14 protein-coding genes are annotated in these 18,586 nt (G+C 71.4%); 3 read left to right on the plus strand and 11 right to left on the minus strand.

Going from position 1 to position 18,586, the window contains the following annotated elements:
• Window positions 1–30: 30 nt before the first annotated feature.
• The 3 genes from ACIRA5_RS41175 to ACIRA5_RS41185 are packed head-to-tail and all read right to left on the minus strand — an operon-like array spanning window position 31 to window position 1,969.
• Window positions 31–339, minus strand: a complete 309-nt coding sequence (locus ACIRA5_RS41175; RefSeq protein ID WP_352051076.1) for an AzlD domain-containing protein — start codon at window positions 337–339, stop codon at window positions 31–33.
• Complete coding sequence (locus ACIRA5_RS41180) at window positions 336–1,076, minus strand: AzlC family ABC transporter permease (protein ID WP_403700027.1); 741 nt, start codon at window positions 1,074–1,076, stop codon at window positions 336–338. The genes ACIRA5_RS41175 and ACIRA5_RS41180 overlap by 4 nt, the downstream gene beginning before the upstream one ends.
• Window positions 974–1,969 carry an AraC family transcriptional regulator gene (locus ACIRA5_RS41185; RefSeq protein WP_403699981.1) on the minus strand — a complete coding sequence of 332 codons (996 nt, stop codon included), beginning with the start codon at window positions 1,967–1,969 and terminating at the stop codon, window positions 974–976. The genes ACIRA5_RS41180 and ACIRA5_RS41185 overlap by 103 nt, the downstream gene beginning before the upstream one ends.
• A 278-nt stretch (window positions 1,970–2,247) precedes the next feature.
• Between ACIRA5_RS41185 and ACIRA5_RS41190 the strand changes: the two genes are divergently transcribed.
• The 3 genes from ACIRA5_RS41190 to ACIRA5_RS41200 all read left to right on the plus strand — a co-directional run bounded on the left by ACIRA5_RS41190 (window position 2,248) and on the right by ACIRA5_RS41200 (window position 8,966).
• A complete protein-coding gene (locus tag ACIRA5_RS41190; protein ID WP_403699983.1) occupies window positions 2,248–7,206 on the plus strand; it encodes an ATP-dependent helicase in 4,959 nt (1,652 codons plus the stop codon).
• Between the two features lie 89 nt (window positions 7,207–7,295).
• A complete protein-coding gene (locus tag ACIRA5_RS41195) occupies window positions 7,296–8,114 on the plus strand; it encodes a DNA-formamidopyrimidine glycosylase family protein (RefSeq protein WP_403699986.1) in 819 nt (272 codons plus the stop codon).
• Between the two features lie 90 nt (window positions 8,115–8,204).
• On the plus strand, window positions 8,205–8,966 hold the full coding sequence (locus tag ACIRA5_RS41200) for an SDR family NAD(P)-dependent oxidoreductase (RefSeq protein ID WP_403699989.1): 762 nt from the start codon (window positions 8,205–8,207) through the stop codon (window positions 8,964–8,966).
• 585 nt (window positions 8,967–9,551) lie between these two features.
• On the opposite strand, the gene ACIRA5_RS41205 is transcribed toward ACIRA5_RS41200, so the two are convergent.
• The 8 genes from ACIRA5_RS41205 to ACIRA5_RS41240 all read right to left on the minus strand — a co-directional run bounded on the left by ACIRA5_RS41205 (window position 9,552) and on the right by ACIRA5_RS41240 (window position 18,319).
• On the minus strand, window positions 9,552–10,022 hold the full coding sequence (locus tag ACIRA5_RS41205; RefSeq protein WP_352051082.1) for a DNA starvation/stationary phase protection protein: 471 nt from the start codon (window positions 10,020–10,022) through the stop codon (window positions 9,552–9,554).
• Window positions 10,023–10,235: 213 nt separating this feature from the next.
• The gene (locus ACIRA5_RS41210; RefSeq protein WP_054228608.1) at window positions 10,236–10,613 is read right to left on the minus strand and encodes a helix-turn-helix domain-containing protein; all 378 of its coding nucleotides are present in this window, start codon (window positions 10,611–10,613) and stop codon (window positions 10,236–10,238) included.
• Window positions 10,614–10,722: 109 nt separating this feature from the next.
• Window positions 10,723–11,268, minus strand: coding sequence for a CinA family protein (locus ACIRA5_RS41215; RefSeq protein WP_403699992.1), 546 nt, complete (start codon window positions 11,266–11,268; stop codon window positions 10,723–10,725).
• A complete protein-coding gene (pgsA, locus tag ACIRA5_RS41220) occupies window positions 11,265–11,978 on the minus strand; it encodes a CDP-diacylglycerol--glycerol-3-phosphate 3-phosphatidyltransferase (protein WP_352051084.1) in 714 nt (237 codons plus the stop codon). Before pgsA ends, ACIRA5_RS41215 begins: the two co-directional genes overlap by 4 nt.
• On the minus strand, window positions 11,975–13,462 hold the full coding sequence (rimO, locus tag ACIRA5_RS41225; RefSeq protein ID WP_403699995.1) for a 30S ribosomal protein S12 methylthiotransferase RimO: 1,488 nt from the start codon (window positions 13,460–13,462) through the stop codon (window positions 11,975–11,977). Before rimO ends, pgsA begins: the two co-directional genes overlap by 4 nt.
• 142 nt (window positions 13,463–13,604) lie before the next feature.
• Window positions 13,605–14,459: a helix-turn-helix domain-containing protein gene (locus ACIRA5_RS41230; RefSeq protein ID WP_403699998.1), complete on the minus strand. Its 855-nt coding sequence runs from the start codon at window positions 14,457–14,459 to the stop codon at window positions 13,605–13,607.
• A 313-nt stretch (window positions 14,460–14,772) separates the two neighbouring features.
• On the minus strand, window positions 14,773–17,511 hold the full coding sequence (locus tag ACIRA5_RS41235; protein WP_403700001.1) for a DNA translocase FtsK: 2,739 nt from the start codon (window positions 17,509–17,511) through the stop codon (window positions 14,773–14,775).
• A 124-nt stretch (window positions 17,512–17,635) separates the two neighbouring features.
• The gene (locus tag ACIRA5_RS41240; RefSeq protein ID WP_054228614.1) at window positions 17,636–18,319 is read right to left on the minus strand and encodes a two-component system response regulator; all 684 of its coding nucleotides are present in this window, start codon (window positions 18,317–18,319) and stop codon (window positions 17,636–17,638) included.
• Window positions 18,320–18,586 lie beyond the last annotated feature (267 nt).

The following is an 18,586-nucleotide window of genomic DNA, read 5'->3' on the forward strand; positions in this document are numbered from 1 at the left end:
CGCGTGTGCGGGCCGTCCGCGTCCCGGGCGTCAGCCTGTCAGCGCCCGCATTCCGGCCGTCACGACCACGGCCGCGCCGACCACGAGCAGGAAGGGGGCGCGCAGGAGCAGGGCGACGGCGGCCGCGGCGAGTCCTGCGACCTTCGCGTCCACGACCAGGACACGCCCGTCGGCGAAGGTCTGCTGAGCCGTGAGCGCGGCCAGGAGGGCGACGGGCAGCAGGGCGGCGAGGCGCTTGACAAGCGGCCGCTCCAGGACGCCGACGGGGACCAGCAGGCCGATGAGTTTGACGGCGTAGCAGCCGACGGCGGTCGCCCCGATCGCGATCCAGATGTTCAACGGTCTTCCCTTGGTGCGTCGTTGTCGGCCTGGATACGGCCGGCGGGCTTCGGAGCGCGTCGCCCCTCTATGTAGAGGGCGGCGGGAGCGGCCAGCGCCGCCACCAGGACGGGGACTCCGGCGGGCAGCACGGGCAGCAGACCCAGCCCCAGAAGAACCGCGGCACCGGCGACCGCGCGCTCCGTGGTGGTCTTCAGCATCGGTGCGAGCAGGGCGAGGAAGACGGCGGGCCCGGCGGCGTCCAGCCCCCACGCGTCGGTGTCCCCGATAGCCTCGGCCCCGACGGCGCCCAGCAGCGTGGTGAGGTTCCACAGCACGTACAGGGTGAGCCCGGTGACGGTGAAGCCGATCCGGACGCTGCGACGGGTGGGCTGGGCGAGCGCGACGGCCGTGGTCTCGTCGATGACCCACTGTGCGGCGAACGGACGTACCGCGCGCGGGAGGGCCAGCAGTTGTGACAGCCGCAGTCCGTAGAACGCGTTGCGCACCCCGAGGAAGAACGCTCCCGCGGCCGCCGTGAGCGGGTTGCCGCCGCCCGCGAGCGCGCCCACGAGCGCGAACTGCGAGGCGCCGGTGAACACCAGGAGGCTGAGCGCGCAGGTCTGCAGCACGGTGAGCCCGCTGCCTGCCGAGGTCACTCCGAAGGCGAAACCGGACAGTCCGACGGCGACCCCGACTCCCAGGGCGTCCCGGACGACGGCCGCGTCGGGTTTTCCGCCGCCTTCTTCACTGCGTATGTCTGCGAGAGCTGTCTGTTCTGCCACACCCCGGACGCTAGGTACGGCCCTCCGTCGGCGTCTTGTACGTTCTTGCGCTCGCGCTGGTAGGCGCCCGGAGGCACGCCCACGATGCGGGTGAAGTGACGGTTGAGATGGGGCTGGTCGGTGAAGCCGACGGCGACGGCCGCCTCGGCGGGCGCGGAACCGGCGTCCAGGAGGTGGCGTGCCCGGCGTACCCGGGCGTCGGTCAGCCAGGTGTGGGGCGGCATGCCGTAGGTCTCGCGGAACGCGCGCAGCAGGGCGAACGGGCTGGTGCCGAGGTCGGCGGCGAGCCGTTCCAGAGTCGGAGGCTCGACCATCCGCTCCTCCAGCACGGCACGCGCGCGTGCGGCGACACGGGCGCCCGCGGTGTGCACGCCCCGCTGCGGCAGCGGACCGCCGTTCAGGCGCAGCAACCGGGTCACCGCGACCCGTAGCAGGGTGTCGGCCGCGAGCGCGTTGCCCTCCTCCGCGGCCCGGAGCACTTCGTGCACCAGACCCGCCGCGTACGGATCGTCGAGCACCGGGCTGACGAATCCGGGGGTTCCACGCATCGTGGTGGTCTCCGCGGCGATCTCCGCCACCAGCTCGGGCGAGGGGTACACGGCCCCGTACCGCCAGCCCTCGGGAACACCCGCCCGGCCCGTGTGCGGGGTGTCGGGGTTGACCAGCGCGAGCGCGCCCGGACCCGCGTACTGGTCGGCGCCACCGTGGTGGAAGACCTCGACACCGTCGGAGATGGCGGCGATCACGAAGTTCTCGTGAGTGTGCCGCACAAAGATCTTCTCGACGAATCGCGCCCGCAACAGATCGACACCCGGCAGCTCCGCGTACCGCCAGTGCCGAGCTCGCTCCTGCCCTGAACCTGCCACGCCCCCATTCTCCGTCACTCCCTCGCTGAGGGGCCGCGGGAGACACCCTCACCAGCCCGCAGCCGCGCACGCGCGGAAGGGGACGGGTCGGGGTGTCCGCCCGCAGCGGCTGGCGCGTCAACGCCGCCAAGTCGGTGATCGACCGATTCCGCGCCTGACCGAGGACGGATACCCCCGGCCCGGCCCCGACCCACCACCAGCCGAAGGCGCATCGGCCCCCATCGGGCGCGTTTCCGCAGGTCAGAGGAATTGTCAGTGGCCGGGTGCAGGATGGACGCATGGTCAGCTCCGCACACCGAGCCCTGGACGGCTTCTCCCCCGCGACCCGCGGCTGGTTCACGGGGGCCTTCTCCGCGCCCACCGCGGCCCAGGCCGGCGCGTGGAAGGCCATCGGCGAAGGCTCGGACGTGCTGGTGGTCGCCCCGACCGGCTCCGGCAAGACCCTGGCAGCGTTCCTCGCCGCGCTCGACCAGCTGGCCTCGACCCCGCCCCCGGCCGACCCCAGGAAGCGCTGCCGGGTGCTGTACGTATCGCCGCTCAAGGCCCTCGCGGTGGACGTGGAGCGGAATCTGCGCAGCCCGCTGACCGGCATCCGGCAGGAGTCGGTGCGCCTCGGGCTGCCCGAGCCCGAGGTGAAGGTCGGCATCCGCTCCGGCGACACTCCGGCCGCCGAGCGCCGCGCGCTGGCCACCCGCCCGCCGGACATCCTGATCACAACCCCCGAGTCACTGTTCCTGATGCTGACGTCGGCGACGCGCGACGCGCTGACCGGTATCGAGACGGTGATCCTGGACGAGGTGCACGCGGTCGCGGGCACCAAGCGCGGCGCCCATCTCGCGCTCACCCTGGAGCGCCTCGACGAGGTGCTGCCCAGGCCGGCGCGCCGCATCGGCCTCTCCGCGACGGTGCGTCCGGTGGACGAGGTGGCGCGCTATCTCTCGCCCCGCCGCAAGGTGGAGATCGTCCAACCGCCGTCGGGCAAGGAATTCGACCTCTCCGTGGTCGTCCCGGTCGAGGACCTGGGCGAGCTGGGCGGCTCCCCGGTCGCCGACGGCAGCGAGGGCGCGGAGAAGCCCTCCATCTGGCCTCATGTCGAGGAGCGGATCGCCGACCTCGTGCAGTCCCACCGCTCCACGATCGTGTTCGCCAACTCCCGCCGCCTGGCGGAGCGCCTGTGCAACCGGCTGAACGAGATCGCGTACGAGCGGGCGACGGGCGAACCCCTGGCGGAGGCGCACGCCCCGGCCCAGCTGATGGGGGGCTCCGGCGCGGCTCAGGGGGCGCCGCCCGTCATCGCGCGGGCCCACCACGGCTCGGTGTCCAAGGAGCAGCGGGCCCTGGTCGAGGAGGACCTGAAGGCGGGGCGCCTGCCCGCCGTGGTCGCCACCTCCAGCCTCGAACTCGGCATCGACATGGGCGCGGTCGACCTCGTCGTCCAGGTCGAGTCACCGCCCTCCGTGGCCTCCGGCCTCCAGCGAGTGGGCCGCGCGGGCCACCAGGTCGGCGCGGTGTCCACCGGCGTCGTCTTCCCCAAGTACCGCGGCGACCTCGTCCAGGCGGCGGTGGTCACCGAGCGGATGCGCACCGGCTCCATCGAGTCCCTGCGGGTCCCCACCAACCCCCTGGACGTGCTGGCGCAGCAGCTCGTCGCCATGACCGCACTCGACACCTGGCAGGTCGACGACCTGCTCGCCACGGTCCGCCGGGCGGCGCCCTTCGCCTCGCTGCCCGAGTCGGCGTTCACGGCCGTGCTCGACATGCTCGCGGGCCGCTATCCGTCCGACGCCTTCGCGGAGCTCAGGCCTCGTGTGGTGTGGGACCGCGTCGCGGGTACGATCACGGGCCGTCCCGGCGCTCAGCGCCTCGCCGTCACCTCCGGCGGGACCATCCCCGACCGCGGGCTGTTCGGGGTCTTCCTCGCGGGATCCGACCCCAAGAAGGGCGGCGGCCGGGTCGGTGAGCTCGACGAGGAGATGGTCTACGAGTCCCGCGTCGGGGACGTCTTCACGCTCGGCACGAGTTCCTGGCGCATCGAGGACATCACCCGCGACCGCGTCCTGGTCTCCCCCGCCCCCGGTGTCCCGGGCCGGCTCCCCTTCTGGAAGGGCGACCAGCTCGGCCGCCCTCTCGAGCTCGGCCGGGCGGTCGGCGCGTTCCTCCGCGAGGTGGGCTCGCTCCCCAAGGACGACGCCCGCCTGCGGCTGCTGGCCGCGGGACTGGACGCCTGGGCCGCCGACAACGTGCTGTCCTACCTCACCGAACAGCGCGAGGCGTGCGGGCACGTCCCGGACGACCGCACGATCGTCGTCGAGCGGTTCCGTGACGAGCTGGGCGACTGGCGGGTGGTCGTGCACTCCCCCTTCGGCGCCCAGGTGCACGCGCCCTGGGCCCTCGCGCTGGGCGCCCGGCTCTCCGAGCGCTACGGCATGGACGCCCAGGTCATGCACGCCGACGACGGCATCGTGCTGCGCCTGCCCGACGCCGACGTGATGGGCCTGGACCTGCTCGACCAGGAGCCCATGAAGCTGGGCACGGAGTACGACACGGAGCAGGCGCCCGTCGGCGCGGCGGACGTCGCCTTCGACAAGGGCGAGGTCGACCAGATCGTCACCGACCAGGTGGGCGGCTCGGCACTGTTCGCGGCCCGGTTCCGTGAGTGCGCGGCCCGCGCGCTGCTGCTGCCGCGCCGCAGTCCGGGAAAGCGCACCCCGCTGTGGCAGCAGCGGCAGCGCGCCGCCCAACTGCTCCAGGTAGCCAGCGAGTTCGGATCGTTCCCGATCGTCCTGGAAGCGGTCCGCGAATGCCTCCAGGACGTCTTCGACGTCCCCGGGCTCACCGAGCTGATGGGCGACATCGAGTCCCGCAAGGTGCGGCTCGTCGAGGTCACCACGCCCGAGCCCTCCCCCTTCGCCCGCTCCCTCCTGTTCGGATACGTCGCCCAGTTCCTGTACGAGGGCGACTCCCCGCTCGCCGAGCGGCGCGCCGCCGCCCTGTCCCTGGACTCCCGCCTGCTGGCCGAGCTCCTGGGCCAGGCCGAGCTGCGGGAGCTGCTCGACGCCGAGGTCCTGGCCGAGCTGGAGCGGGAGCTCCAGTGGCTCACCGAGGACCGCCGGGTCAAGGACGCCGAAGGCGTCGCCGACCTGCTGCGCCTGCTGGGCCCGCTCACGGATGCCGACCTGGCCGAGCGCGGCGCCGAGCCGCAGTGGGCCAAGGAGCTGGCCGCCGCTCGCCGCGCCATCAAGGTCCGTATCGCCGGCGCCGACCACTGGGCGGCCATCGAGGACGCCGGCCGCCTGCGGGACGCATTGGGCACAGCGCTGCCCGTCGGCGTCCCCGAGGCCTTCACGGAGCCGGTCAAGGACCCGCTCGGCGACCTCCTCGCGCGCTACGCACGCACCCACGGCCCGTTCACCTCCACCGCCGCCGCCGCCCGCTTCGGTCTCGGCACGGCCGTCACGGACGGAGCACTGCAACGCCTCGCGGCGAACGGCCGTGTCGTCCAGGGGGAGTTCCATCCGGCGGGCATCGGCCAGGAGTGGTGCGACGCGGCCGTGCTGCGCAGGCTGCGGCGCCGTTCGCTCGCGGCCCTGCGCCACGAGTTGGAGCCGGTGCCGCCCGCCGCGCTCGCACAGTTCCTGCCACAGTGGCAGCACGTCGACAGCGGGCACGGGCTGCGCGGCATCGACGGACTGGTGCGCGCCATCGAGCAGTTGCAGGGCGCCTCGGTGCCCGCCTCCGCCCTGGAGAAGCTGGTCCTTCCCTCCCGCGTCTCCGGTTACGCCCCCGCGCTGCTCGACGAACTCACGGCCGCCGGAGAGGTGGTCTGGGCCGGGGCCGGGGCGCTGCCGGGCAAGGACGGCTGGGTCTCGCTCTATCTCGCGGACGCGGCTCCGCTGCTCCTCCCGGACCCGCACCCCCTGGAGCCGACCGCCCTGCACCAGTCGGTGCTGGACGCCCTCTCCGGGGGCTACGGCCTGTTCTTCCGCCAGATCGCCGACCAGGTCCGCGCCACCACCCACCCCGACGCCACCGATCCCCAACTCGCCGACACCATCTGGGACCTGGCCTGGTCCGGTCGGCTCACGAACGACACGCTCGCACCGATGCGCGCTCTCCTGGGTTCGGGTCGCACCGCCGGGTCCACGGCGCACCGCGCCAAACGCACAGTCCCGCGCGGTCGCTACGGCTCCCTGACCGGCGCGGCACGCCCCCAGTCCCGTACGGGCCCGCCGACGGTGGCCGGCCGCTGGTCGCTGCTGCCCGCCCGTGAGCCCGACGCCACCGTGCGCGCCCACGCCCTGGCCCGCACACTGCTCGACCGGCACGGCGTGGTGACCCGGGGCGCCGTCGCCGCGGAAGGGGTCGAAGGCGGCTTCTCCGCCGTGTACCGCATCCTGTCCGCCTTCGAGGACAGCGGCCAGGCCCGCCGGGGTTACGTGGTGGAAGGACTGGGTGCCGCCCAGTTCGCGATGGACGGAGCGGTGGACCGCCTGCGCGCGGTGGCAAACGCGCGGGACCGGGGCGAATCACTGACCGCCCAGGACCCCAGGGACAGCTTCCCGGGAGACACCTTCCCGGCGCCGACCGGTTTCCCGGACACCCCCGGCCGCCGCCACACCAACGGTTTCCCCGACGGCCGCGACCCCGCACACACCAACGGTTTCCCCGACGGCCACGACGACCCCGCGCACACCCACGCCTTTCCCGACGACCTCGACCTCGACGCGACGAGTCCCCTCGGTTTCTCCGAGACCGAGGAATCCGCCTTCGCCGACGACCACGGCTTCGCGAGCGACCCCGCGCTCTCCCCCAACCGGTTCCGCTCCCGTTCCTCGTCCCGGGCCACCCCCCAGGCCGTGGTCCTGGCCGCCGCCGACCCCGCGAACGCGTACGGCGCTGCCCTTTCCTGGCCCGAGCCCCCCACCGGCGCCGGACACAAACCGGGCCGTAAGGCGGGCTCCCTGGTCGTGCTCGTCGACGGCGAGCTGACGCTGTACATGGAGCGCGGCGGCAAGACCCTGCTGGCCTGGCCCTCGGACCCGGACGTCTCGGTCATGGAGGACGCCCGTCTGCGTGCCGCCGCCGAAGCCCTCGCCGCGGCCGCCCGCGCGGGCTCCCTCGGCACGGTCACGGTGGAGCGCGTCAACGGCGCCTCCGCCCTGACATCCCCGTTCGGCACCCTCCTGGAAAGCGCCGGCTTCATCGCGACCCCCCGCGGCCTGCGCCTGCGCGCCTGAGCCCCCACCCACACGCACCCCACGTACCCGCATCCCCCACTCCGCCCCACCCCGCCGCTCCCCACCCCACTCGTGCCACCCTGGAACCCATGCCCGAAGGAGACACCGTCTGGCAAGCCGCGAGGCGACTGCACACCGCCCTCGCGGGCAAGGTGCTGACCCGCTCCGACCTGCGGGTGCCCAAGTACGCCACCGCAGACCTCACCGGCCGCACCGTCCTGGACGTCACCCCGCGCGGCAAGCACCTCCTGACCCGGATCGAGGGCGGCCTGACCCTGCACTCGCATCTGCGCATGGACGGCTCCTGGAAGGTGTACGCGAACGGCCTGCGCTGGAGCGGCGGCCCCGCCCACCAGATCCGGGCCATCCTCGGCACCGCGGACCGCACGGCCGTCGGCTACCGGCTCCCCGTCCTGGAGTTGCTCCGCACCGCGGACGAGGTCCGCGCCGTAGGCCACCTCGGCCCCGACCTCCTCGGCCCGGACTGGAACCCCGACAGCGCCTTGGAGAACCTCCTCCAAGACCCCGCCCGCTCCCTCGGCGAGGCCCTCCTCGACCAGCGCAACCTCGCCGGGATCGGCAATGTCTACAAGAGCGAGCTGTGCTTCCTCCTCCGGGTGACTCCCTGGCTGCCCATCGGTGAGCTTCCCGCCGACCGCGCCACCCTGCTCCCGGCCCTGGCAAAGAAGCTCCTGGAGACCAACCGCGACCGCCCGACCCGCATCACCACCGGCCGCCGCGACCAGAACCTCTTCGTGTACGGCCGCGCACCCCGCCCCTGTCTGCGCTGTGGCACCTCGATCCGCCGGGCCGACCAGGGCGACGGCTCCCGAGAGCGCCCCACGTACTGGTGCCCGATGTGCCAGACAGGCCCGACTCCGACCCCGGGCCGTATCCCGCCCTCCTAGCGCCAGCCCCTCCCGTAGAACTCCCCGCCGTACAACTCCTTGCCGTACGACTAATTGACGGGCCGTCAGAAACCCTCGTACCGTCCCCTCATGCCCGTCAAGGCGTACGACCTCACCGGACGCACCGCATTCGTCACCGGCGCCGCCAGCGGGATCGGCCGCGCGTCAGCCGTCCTGCTGGCGGAGGCGGGGGCTACCGTCCACTGCGCGGACCGGGACCCGCAGGGCCTGCACGAGACGGCGACCCTCATCAAGGCCCAGGGCGGTACGGCCCACACACATCCGCTCGACGTCAGCGACCGTGCGCAGGTCCGACAGGCCGTCGCGTCCTGCGAACGGCTCGACGTCATGGCGGCGGTCGCCGGGATCATGCACAGCAGCCCGGTCCTGGAGACCCGGGACGAGGACCTGGACCGCGTACTGGGCGTCAATTTCAAGGGCGTGCTGTACGCCTGCCAGGAGGCCGCCCGCCTCATGATCGCGAAGAGCGTCCGCGGGAGCATCATCACGATGGCGTCCGGCGCCATCGACACCGGCGGCCCCGGCCTGCTCTGCTACGGCGCCTCGAAGGCGGCCGTCGTGCAGCTGACGAAGACCCTGGCGACCGAGATCGGCCCGCACGGCATCCGTGTGAACGCGGTCGCGCCCGGCTGGACACGTACGCCGATGACCGACCGTCACGGGGACGCCCAGGCGCGCACCGAAGCGGTCATGGCCCGGCTGTCGCCGCTCGGCCGGGTCGGCGAACCCAAGGACATCGCCCACGCCGTGCTGCATCTGGCCTCCGACGCCTCGGCGTTCACAACGGGGCAGATCCTGCGCCCGAACGGCGGCGTAGCGATGCCTTGGTAGCGCCCGGCAGCACCCCCCACGCCGCCGCCTCCGGGCATCCGCCCTGCGGCATCTCCACCCTGCTCCCGCCCCCTCCGCGCCCGGCCCCCTCCCGCGCCGAGCCTCAGACACCACGCGCCCCCAAACGCGCCGCACCTGTCCCCCACCCCCTCCACCGAGCGCCCCGCCGCTACGAAGCCCCCGGCCCACGCCCCCCACGTCGTAGCCACCCCTCTCGCCGCCCGTGCGCCCCGGCGCCGGCGCGCACGACCCCAGCCTTCGGCACACAGTGCACCGGCAGCAGGCTCAACCCCCATCCCCCGGCCGCGACCGCCCCTTCCAGCGCCCCGGCATCGGGCGCCAGCGCGAGCCGGACGACGCCCCACCACCACAGCGCACCGAGCCCCAGCGCAGCCCCCCAGCGCGCTATCCGCCCTGCCATGGTGTCCACCTCCAGCCCGAAGCTAGACCCGCGCTCTCACCCACCGGCAGGGCGCACCAACGGCACAGAGGCGCACCCAAGGCACATCCGAAGCCGGTCACGGCGCCCCATGGCCACCATGGTGCGCCCGGCGGTCACCACCGTGAGCCGCCCGCCTCCGGGCGTCACCCGTTCTCCGCCTGGAACATCCAGTGATGCTTCTCGAGGTCGGCCGTGATCTGGATGAAGATGTCCTGGCTCACCGGATCGGCTTCACCCGTCGCGTCCACCCGCACCCGCATCCGGCTGATCACCGCGCTCAGCGCGTCCACGAGCGCCTCCACGGCGTCGGTGTCCTTGATCCAGCCCTCGGGTGTCACACCGATACCGCTGGTGGTGGCCACGGTCGCGGCACGTCCGTCGGGCGGGACTCCGAGCGTCGAGGCGCGCTCCGCCACCGTGTCGGAGTGCAGCCGTGCGGTGTCCACGACCTCGTCGAGCTGGAGGTGGATGGAGCGGAAGCGCGGTCCGACCACGTTCCAGTGGATCTGCTTCGCCACCAAGGAGAGATCCACCAGGTCGACCAGCGCTCCCTGGAGGGCGCCGGACACGGTCTTAAGATCCGCGTCGGACAACGGGCTCTTCACGACGTACATCGGGATTCTCCGATCCACTCGACCTGATCAACAACGGCCTCATCCATCACGCCCTCATCAACCATGGCATATACGCACAATTCGGGTCACCTGGAGCGAGTGGACCGGGAGACAGCGAAAGCCCCGGCCGAAACCGCTCCAGGTTTCCCCTGGAGCAGCCCCGGCCGGGGCTTTCACAAGCGTGCTCAGCTCATGAGCGCGAACTCGTGAGCGTCAGGCGGCGACGACATCGACCGCCTCGGCAGGCGCCTTGATGGTGACCCGTTCCGGTGGTACGCCGGTGACCGATACGGAATTCAGCATCGGACGGCGCACCGGTGTGGGCACCGGCTCGGTGGCCGCTGCAGACTGGGCCAGCTCGGCGAGAGCGAGCTCGTCGCTCACTTCCCGCATGAGCTCGGACATCCGTACGTCCAGCGCGTCGCAGATGGCGGAGAGCAGCTCGGAGGATGCCTCCTTCTGCCCCCGCTCCACCTCGGAGAGATAGCCGAGTGAAACTCGGGCGGACGAGGAGACTTCGCGCAGAGTACGGCCCTGGCGCTGGCGCTGCCGACGCAGCACGTCACCAAGCAGGCGACGGAGCAGAATCATCGGTGGCTCCCTCCTCGGACCGCGTAGCCGCATCCTTCACGCCCCACCGTACCGCCTTGCGCCGCGGCCGTGCGGGGAGCGATGTCGTGTTCACTCAGGGCTGCAAACATCAAAACCCCCCGTTCTGTTCCGTATCCTGTGCCCGCTCATTCCCGGTCTGTTCGCCCGCCAGCTCCTTCAGGAGCAGTGCGAGTACGCTCCGTACACTCTCCATACGGATTTCCGCCCGGTCGCCGTTCAACCGCAGCGGTATCACTTTCCCGCCGCCGGCAGCATGAAAAGATGCTCGGGCCGGCCCGTCGACGGCCACGAAAACCGTCCCGACCGGCTGCCCGTCCTGCGGTTCGGGTCCCGCGACACCGGTGGTCGCGATCCCCCAGTCCGCGCCGAGCGCCTTGCGCACACCGGCCGCCATCTGGGCCGCGACCTGCGGATCCACCGCGCCACGCTGGGCCAACAGAGTGGCGTCGACACCCAGCAGGTTGTGCTTGAGTTCGGTGGCGTACGCCGTCACGGAGCCCCGGAAGGCCTGGGAGGCCCCGGGCGTCGCGGTGATCTCCGCCGCCACCAGACCGCCGGTCAGCGACTCGGCGACGGCGAGCGTCTCGCCCCTCACCGTGAGTAGTCGCAGCACTTCGGCGGCCGTCGAACTCACCGTTCTGCCTCCTCGGCGGCCGCCTGCCGCTCGGCGATCCCGCTCCTGCGCAGCACAATGGCCTGTCTTACGTAGTCGAGCCCGGTGACGACGGTCAGGACGACCGCCACGGCCATCACCCAGAACCTCAGGGTGGCCAGCGGCCCCGTCAGCGCCAGGACGTACATCCCGACCGCGGTGCCCTGCGCGAGGGTCTTCAGCTTGCCGCCACGGCTGGCCGGAATGACCCCGTAGCGGATCACCAGGAAGCGCATCAGGGTGATCCCGAGCTCGCGCCCGAGGATCACTCCCGTCACCCACCACGGCAGATCACCGAGGTAGGACAGGCAGACCAGCGCCGCACCCATGATCGCCTTGTCGGCGATGGGGTCGGCGATCTTCCCGAAGTCGGTGACCAGGTCGTACGTACGCGCCAGGTGCCCGTCGAAGATGTCGGTGATCATGGCGACGGCGAAGGCGGCCCACGCCCAGGCACGCCACGCGGGGTCGTACCCGCCGTCGGCCAGCATCAGCGCCACGAAGCCCGGCACCAGGACGAGCCGGATCATGGTCAGGATGTTCGCGATGTTCCAGAGGCTGGCCTGATTGACGGCCACAGCGCCCAGCTTCCCGCCCCGCGCCGGCTTGGAGCCCCCGGGAACGCCGGGAGCGCCCGCCGCGCCGTTCGCGCTGGAGGAGCCGCCCGCCGCGGACGCCGGGGCTCCGGTCATCTGGCCGCCTCCTCAGTACACGGGAGCGAGCCCAGGAGCGGCTCGGCCACCAGGTCGACACCTTCCGTACCGACCACCTTGGCCTCGACGATACGGCCCACCGTCAGACCTTCGCCGCTCGTGAACTGCACCTGACCGTCGGTCTCGGGCGCCTGGTGCGCGGCACGGCCGACCGCACCCCACTCCTCGCCGTCGGCGGAGCCGATCGACTCGACGAGCACGTGGACGGTCTCACCGACGCGCTCCTCGGCGCGCTGCGCGACCAGCTCCTCGGCGAGCCGGGACACGCGCGCGAGGCGCTCGTCGACCACGTCCTGGTCGAGCTTGTTCTCGTACATCGCCGCCTCCGTGCCGTCCTCGTCGGAGTACCCGAAGACGCCGATGGCGTCGAGGCGTGCGCCCGTGAGGAAGCGCTCCAACTCCGCGAGGTCGGCCTCGGTCTCGCCGGGGAAGCCCACGATGAAGTTGGACCGCACGCCGGCCTGCGGGGCCTTGGAGCGGATGGTGTCGAGCAGCTCCAGGAAGCGGTCCGTGTCGCCGAAGCGCCGCATCGCGCGCAGCACGTCGGGCGCGGAGTGCTGGAAGGACAGGTCGAAGTAAGGCGCGATGTTCGGCGTGGAGGTCAGCACGTCGATGAGCCCGGGGCGCATCTCGGCGGGCTGGAGGTAGCTCACGCGCACGCGCTCGATGCCGTCGATCTCGGCGAGCTCGGGCAGCATGGTCTCCAGGAGGCGGATGTCCCCCAGGTCCTTGCCGTACGAGGTGTTGTTCTCGGAGACCAGCATGATCTCCTTGACGCCCTGCTCGGCCAGCCAGCGGGTCTCGTTCAGCACATCGCTGGGGCGGCGCGAGATGAAGGAGCCGCGGAAGGACGGGATGGCACAGAAGGAGCAGCGCCGGTCGCAGCCGGAGGCGAGCTTCACCGAGGCCACCGGGGAGCCGTCCAGGCGGCGGCGCAGGGGCGCACGCGGGCCGGAGACCGGGGCGACGCCCTCCGGGAGGTCCGAGGGGGCGCCGTGGCCGGGAAGGGCCACCTCCTCGCCCGCGCTCTGCCGCTCGGCGGGGCTGATCGGCAGCAGCTTGCGCCGGTCGCGGGGGGTGTGGGAGGCGTGGATGCCGCCGTTCAGGATGGTCTGGAGGCGGTCCGAGATGTCCGCGTAGTCGTCGAAGCCGAGCACGCCGTCGGCCTCGGGGAGGGCCTCGGCGAGCTCCTTGCCGTACCGCTCGGCCATGCAGCCCACCGCCACGACGGCCTGGGTTCTGCCATGCCCCTTGAGGTCATTGGCTTCCAGGAGGGCGTCGACGGAGTCCTTCTTGGCGGCTTCGACGAAGCCACAGGTGTTGACGACGGCGACGTCCGCTTCTTCGGCGTCCTCCACGAGTTGCCAGCCGTCCGCCTCCAAGCGGCCTGCGAGCTCCTCCGAGTCCACCTCGTTACGGGCGCAGCCAAGGGTGACGAGTGCGACGGTACGGCGTTCAGGCATGGGCTCAAGACTACTTTGTCTCACTGACAGCCCACGTCGACGGGGTTGGCCGATCTTGGCCAACCCCGTACCCGCCTGTGCGGAGAACCCTTTGCGCGCCCGTTTCGTGGGCCCGCTGTGCGACCCTCACGGCCGTCCGAAGTCATCCGACGACGGGGTCGCCCTTCGTGTACGTCAGTCGCTCGACCTGGCCGGGCTGGAACTGGTCGTCGATCTTCTTGCCGTTCACATACAGCTTGATGGCGCCCGCGTCGCCGAGGACCAGGTCGATCTTCGTCTTGTCCTGGAAGGTCTTGGACTCGCCCTGCTTGAGCAGACCGTCGAAGAGAAGCCGGCCGTTGTGGTCCTTGGCGGAGATCCAGCTGCGCCCGTCGGGGGCGCTCACCTGGACGGTCACCTTGTCCTGCGGAGCCGCCGCGATGGCGCTGTCGGAGGGCTCGGGCTTCGGGTCGGCGGGCTTGCTGATCTTGGGGCTGGCCGAGGTGGTGGACGTACTGGCGGTCGGTGTGGAGCCCTCGGCGACCGACGACTTCGCGTCGCTCCCACCGCTGCCCTTGACCACGGTGAAGCCGACGAAGCCGATCACGGCGACGATGGCCGCGACCATGGCGGCGGTCCAGTTCGGCCCGCGGCGCTCGGGACGGATGCGTTCCGCCTCGAACAGCGGGGCGGCGGGGGTCGGCGCGGGACGCCCGCCGTGTTCGGCGTCGTAGCGAGCGAGCAGCGGGGCCGGATCGAGACGCACGGCCCGCGCCAGCGTCCGGAGGTGACCGCGCGCGTACACGTCACCGCCGCAGGGGGCGAAGTCGTCCTGCTCCATCGCGTGCACGATGCCGATACGGACCCGGGTGGCGTTGCTGACGTCGTCAACCGTCAGTCCTGCCTCGATGCGGGCCTGCCGCAGGGCACGACCGACCGAGAGGACTTCTTCGCGGTGCTCTTCGAACGGGCGCTCGTCTTCGGGGGAGTTGCCGTCAGGGAAGTTGCCGATGGACACGGGGGCGCCTTTCGAGCGTGTAGCCACCTGTGCTGGAGGTTCAGTTTAGGGGGGGTGCGAAAGGGTGGGGCAACCGGGCGGTGGGACTTTGTACGCCATCAGAATGGCCGGTCATCCTGATGTTGGGACAGGGACCTGTCCCCTCGCTCAACTTGACGTACGACGAAGGGAAACGGTTGCCCGTGTTTCCCTTACGGGTGAGTCACGTTCGAATATCCATGTGTCACGGAGCGAACCGTCCGCGCCATGACCGAGCCGCCGAGATCTCACCCGTACGGTGACCGACCTGTCCTGTTTTCCTCCGCCAAAAGCTCTACGCTTCAGCTTCCCCACGAATCACGGCGAGCACTCCATCCAGCTCGTCAGCCTTCACAAGAACATCACGCGCCTTGGAACCCTCGCTGGGCCCGACGATGCCGCGGGACTCCATGAGGTCCATCAGCCGCCCTGCCTTGGCGAAGCCGACCCGCAGCTTGCGCTGGAGCATCGAGGTGGACCCGAACTGCGAGGTGACGACCAGTTCGGCGGCGGCGCACAGCAGGTCGAGGTCGTCGCCGATGTCCTCGTCGATCTCCTTCTTCTGCTTGGTGCCCACGGTGACGTCGTCCCGGAAGACCGGCGCCATCTGGTCCTTGCAGTGCTGCACGATGGCCGCGACCTCGTCCTCGGTGACGAAGGCACCCTGCATACGGGTGGGCTTGTTGGCCCCCATCGGCAGGAAGAGCCCGTCACCCTTCCCGATCAGCTTCTCGGCACCCGGCTGGTCGAGGATGACGCGCGAGTCCGCCAGCGACGACGTGGCGAAGGCGAGCCGGGACGGCACGTTCGCCTTGATCAGACCGGTGACGACGTCCACGGACGGCCGCTGGGTGGCGAGCACCAGGTGGATGCCGGCCGCACGCGCGAGCTGCGTGATGCGCACGATCGCGTCCTCGACGTCGCGCGGCGCGACCATCATCAGGTCGGCGAGCTCGTCGACGATCACCAGCAGATACGGGTACGGCGTCAGCTCGCGCTCGCTGCCCTCGGGCAGCTTCACCTTGCCGTTCCTGATGGCCTCGTTGAAGTCGTCGATGTGCCGGTAGCCGAACGCCGCAAGGTCGTCGTAGCGCAGATCCATCTCCCGTACGACCCACTGCAGCGCCTCGGCGGCCCGCTTCGGGTTGGTGATGATCGGCGTGATCAGGTGCGGGATGCCCTCGTACGCGGTCAGCTCGACCCGCTTGGGGTCGACGAGGACCATCCGGACGTCCTCGGGGGTCGCCCGGACCATGACGGACGTGATCAGGCAGTTAATGCACGAGGATTTACCGGAACCGGTGGCTCCGGCGACGAGCACGTGCGGCATCTTCGCCAGGTTGGCCATCACATAGCCGCCCTCGACGTCCTTGCCGAGCGCGACCAGCATCGGGTGGTCGTCCTCGGCCGCGTCCGCGAGGCGCAGCACGTCACCGAGGTTGACCATCTCGCGGTCGGTGTTGGGGATCTCGATGCCGACCGCCGACTTGCCGGGGATCGGACTGATGATCCGCACGTCGGGGCTTGCGACGGCGTACGCGATGTTCTTGGTGAGCGCCGTGATCCGCTCGACCTTCACGGCGGGGCCGAGCTCGACCTCGTAGCGCGTGACCGTCGGACCGCGCGTGAAGCCGGTGACGGCGGCGTCGACCTTGAACTCCATGAAGACGTTCTGGAGCGAGGCGACCACGGCGTCGTTGGCGGCGCTGCGCGTCTTGCCGGGCCCGCCACGCTCCAGGAGGTCGAGCGACGGCAAGGAGTAGGTGATGTCGCCGGACAGCTGGAGCTGCTCCGCGCGCGGGGGCAGGTCGCGGGGCGCGTCGGGTGCGGACTTGGTGAGGTCGGGCACGACGGACTCGACGGCCAGGGCCTCCTGCTTGGGCCGCTTGGCGCCCGGGACGGCCTTGGCGCGCGCGGCCGGCACCGGGGTCGTCTCCTCGTAGCCGTCACGCTCCGCCGTGACGCCCTGCGTCAGATCGGCGACCAGCGGGGAGGGCGGCATCCCGTGCAGCACGGCGCCGTCGAGCGCGGCGGCGGCGGCCGCGGCGACGTCCACCGCGTCCATGGGCCGGTTCATGTCGGGCTGCTGCACACCGGGCCGCCGGGGACGGCCGCGGCGCTTGGTGAGCGCCTCCTCCTCGGCGCTCTCCGCGTCGTATCCCTCGGGGGCGCGTGAACGCCGCCGGGAGCGGGCGGGAAGCGCCTCGCGCCACTGCTCGTCGTAGCGCTCGTCGTCCTCGCCGAAGGCGTCCTCGTCGAGGTCGGCCTGGACGACGCCCAGCTTCTGTCCGAGCAGCCGCAGCCGCTGCGGGATCGCGTTGACGGGGGTCGCCGTGACGACCAGCAGGCCGAAGATCGTGAGCAGCACGAGCAGCGGCACCGCGAGGACGTCGCCCATCATGTACGTCAGGGGCGTCGACGCCGCCCAGCCGATGAGCCCGCCCGCGTCCCTTATCGCCTGCATGCCGTCGCTGCGCGCGGGCGCCCCGCAGGCGATGTGGACCTGGCCGAGCACGCCGATGACGAGCGCGGACAGGCCGATCACGATGCGCCCGTTGGCCTCCGGCTTCTCGGGATGCAGGATGAAGCGGGCGGCGATGACCGCGAGCAGTATCGGCACCAGCAGGTCGAGGCGGCCGAAGGCACCCGTCACCAGCATCTCGACGAGGTCGCCGACGGGACCGTGCAGGTTGGACCACGTGCCCGCCGCGACGATCAGCGCGATCCCGATCAGCAGCAGCGCGAGTCCGTCCTTGCGATGCGCCGGGTCGAGCCCCTTCGCGCCCCGTCCTATGCCGCGGAACATCGCGCCGACGGCATGCGCGAGGCCCAGCCACACGGCGCGTACGAGCTTGTACACACCCGCGGTGGGGTTGGGCGCCGACGCGGGTGGGGCCTTCTTCGCCGCGACCTTCTTGGCGGGCGCCTTCTTGGCGGCTGCCTTTTTCGCGGGGGCCTTCTTCGCCGGAGCCTTCGTCGGAGCAGCCGCCTTCTTCGCGGGCGGCTTCTTGGCTGCGGACTGACGTGAGGCCATGAGTGTGAGGTTACCGGTGGAGACGACAGCGGACACGTGTGCCTACTGCTTCACCCGTTCGTGTCGCCCGCACCAGGGACCGGAACTGACGCGCGCTCACCGCGAACGACGGACGCCTCGGAGGTCAGTTCTGCGACGGCACCGACGGCGCGCCGCTTCCCGTGCCCGGCTCCAACGCGTCCAGCGCCCGACGCAGTCCCGTGAGTTTGCGTTCGAGATGGGCCGCGGTCGCCACCGCCGCCGCGTCCGCCGAGTCGTCGTCGAGCTGTTTGGACAGCGCCTCGGCCTGCTCCTCAACGGCGGCGAGCCGCGCGGAGAGTTCGGCGAGGAGACCGGCCGGCTCCTTGGCCGAGCCGAGCGCCGTCTTGCCGCCGCCCTCCAGCTGCAGCCGCAGCAGCGCTGCCTGCTCGCGCAGTTGGCAGTTCTTCATGTAGAGCTCGACGAAGACCGAGACCTTCGCGCGCAGCACCCATGGGTCGAACGGCTTGGAGATGTAGTCCACCGCACCCGCCGCGTACCCCCGGAAGGTGTGGTGCGGGCCGTGGTTGATCGCCGTGAGAAAGATGATCGGGATGTCCCGAGTCCGTTCACGCCGCTTGATGTGCGCCGCGGTTTCGAAACCGTCCATTCCAGGCATCTGGACGTCCAGCAGAATGACCGCGAAGTCGTCGGTCAGTAGCGCTTTGAGCGCTTCCTCTCCGGACGATGCCCGTACCAGTGTCTGATCGAGCGCGGAGAGGATCGCCTCCAGCGCCAGCAGATTCTCCGGCCGGTCATCGACCAGAAGGATCTTGGCCTTCTGCACCATGGCCCGCCCTCCTCGCCCCGGCAGTGCACCGGGCGCCGCCCCAGAGGACGACTCCCTTGCGTCGCCCGTCCTTGTGCCGGTCATGGTAGCCGCACCCCGCCTGTCGCCACACCCTGTCACCGCGATGTCACTGTGCACGTAGCAGAAACGTAGCGGGAGACCAGAAGGTTCCCCGAATCCCGCACTTCTACACGGCTTCGGCCACCGTCAGTTATACGACGTCGGGCGCCCCGCGCCGCCGACTCGGCGCGCACAGCCCGGCTTCCC

This window comes from Streptomyces sp. NPDC096311, from assembly GCF_044763085.1.
In the GTDB taxonomy this organism is placed as follows: domain Bacteria; phylum Actinomycetota; class Actinomycetes; order Streptomycetales; family Streptomycetaceae; genus Streptomyces.

Coding starts and splice junctions, on each gene's coding strand:
- ACIRA5_RS41195 (WP_403699986.1), top strand. CDS start 7,296: ATGCCCGAAGGAGACACCGTCTGGCAAGCCGCGAGGCGACTGCACACC.
- ACIRA5_RS41210 (WP_054228608.1), bottom strand. CDS start 10,613: ATGATTCTGCTCCGTCGCCTGCTTGGTGACGTGCTGCGTCGGCAGCGC.
- pgsA (WP_352051084.1), bottom strand. CDS start 11,978: ATGACCGGAGCCCCGGCGTCCGCGGCGGGCGGCTCCTCCAGCGCGAAC.
- ACIRA5_RS41235 (WP_403700001.1), bottom strand. CDS start 17,511: ATGGCCTCACGTCAGTCCGCAGCCAAGAAGCCGCCCGCGAAGAAGGCG.
- ACIRA5_RS41200 (WP_403699989.1), top strand. CDS start 8,205: ATGCCCGTCAAGGCGTACGACCTCACCGGACGCACCGCATTCGTCACC.
- ACIRA5_RS41205 (WP_352051082.1), bottom strand. CDS start 10,022: ATGTACGTCGTGAAGAGCCCGTTGTCCGACGCGGATCTTAAGACCGTG.
- ACIRA5_RS41190 (WP_403699983.1), top strand. CDS start 2,248: ATGGTCAGCTCCGCACACCGAGCCCTGGACGGCTTCTCCCCCGCGACC.
- ACIRA5_RS41240 (WP_054228614.1), bottom strand. CDS start 18,319: ATGGTGCAGAAGGCCAAGATCCTTCTGGTCGATGACCGGCCGGAGAAT.
- rimO (WP_403699995.1), bottom strand. CDS start 13,462: ATGCCTGAACGCCGTACCGTCGCACTCGTCACCCTTGGCTGCGCCCGT.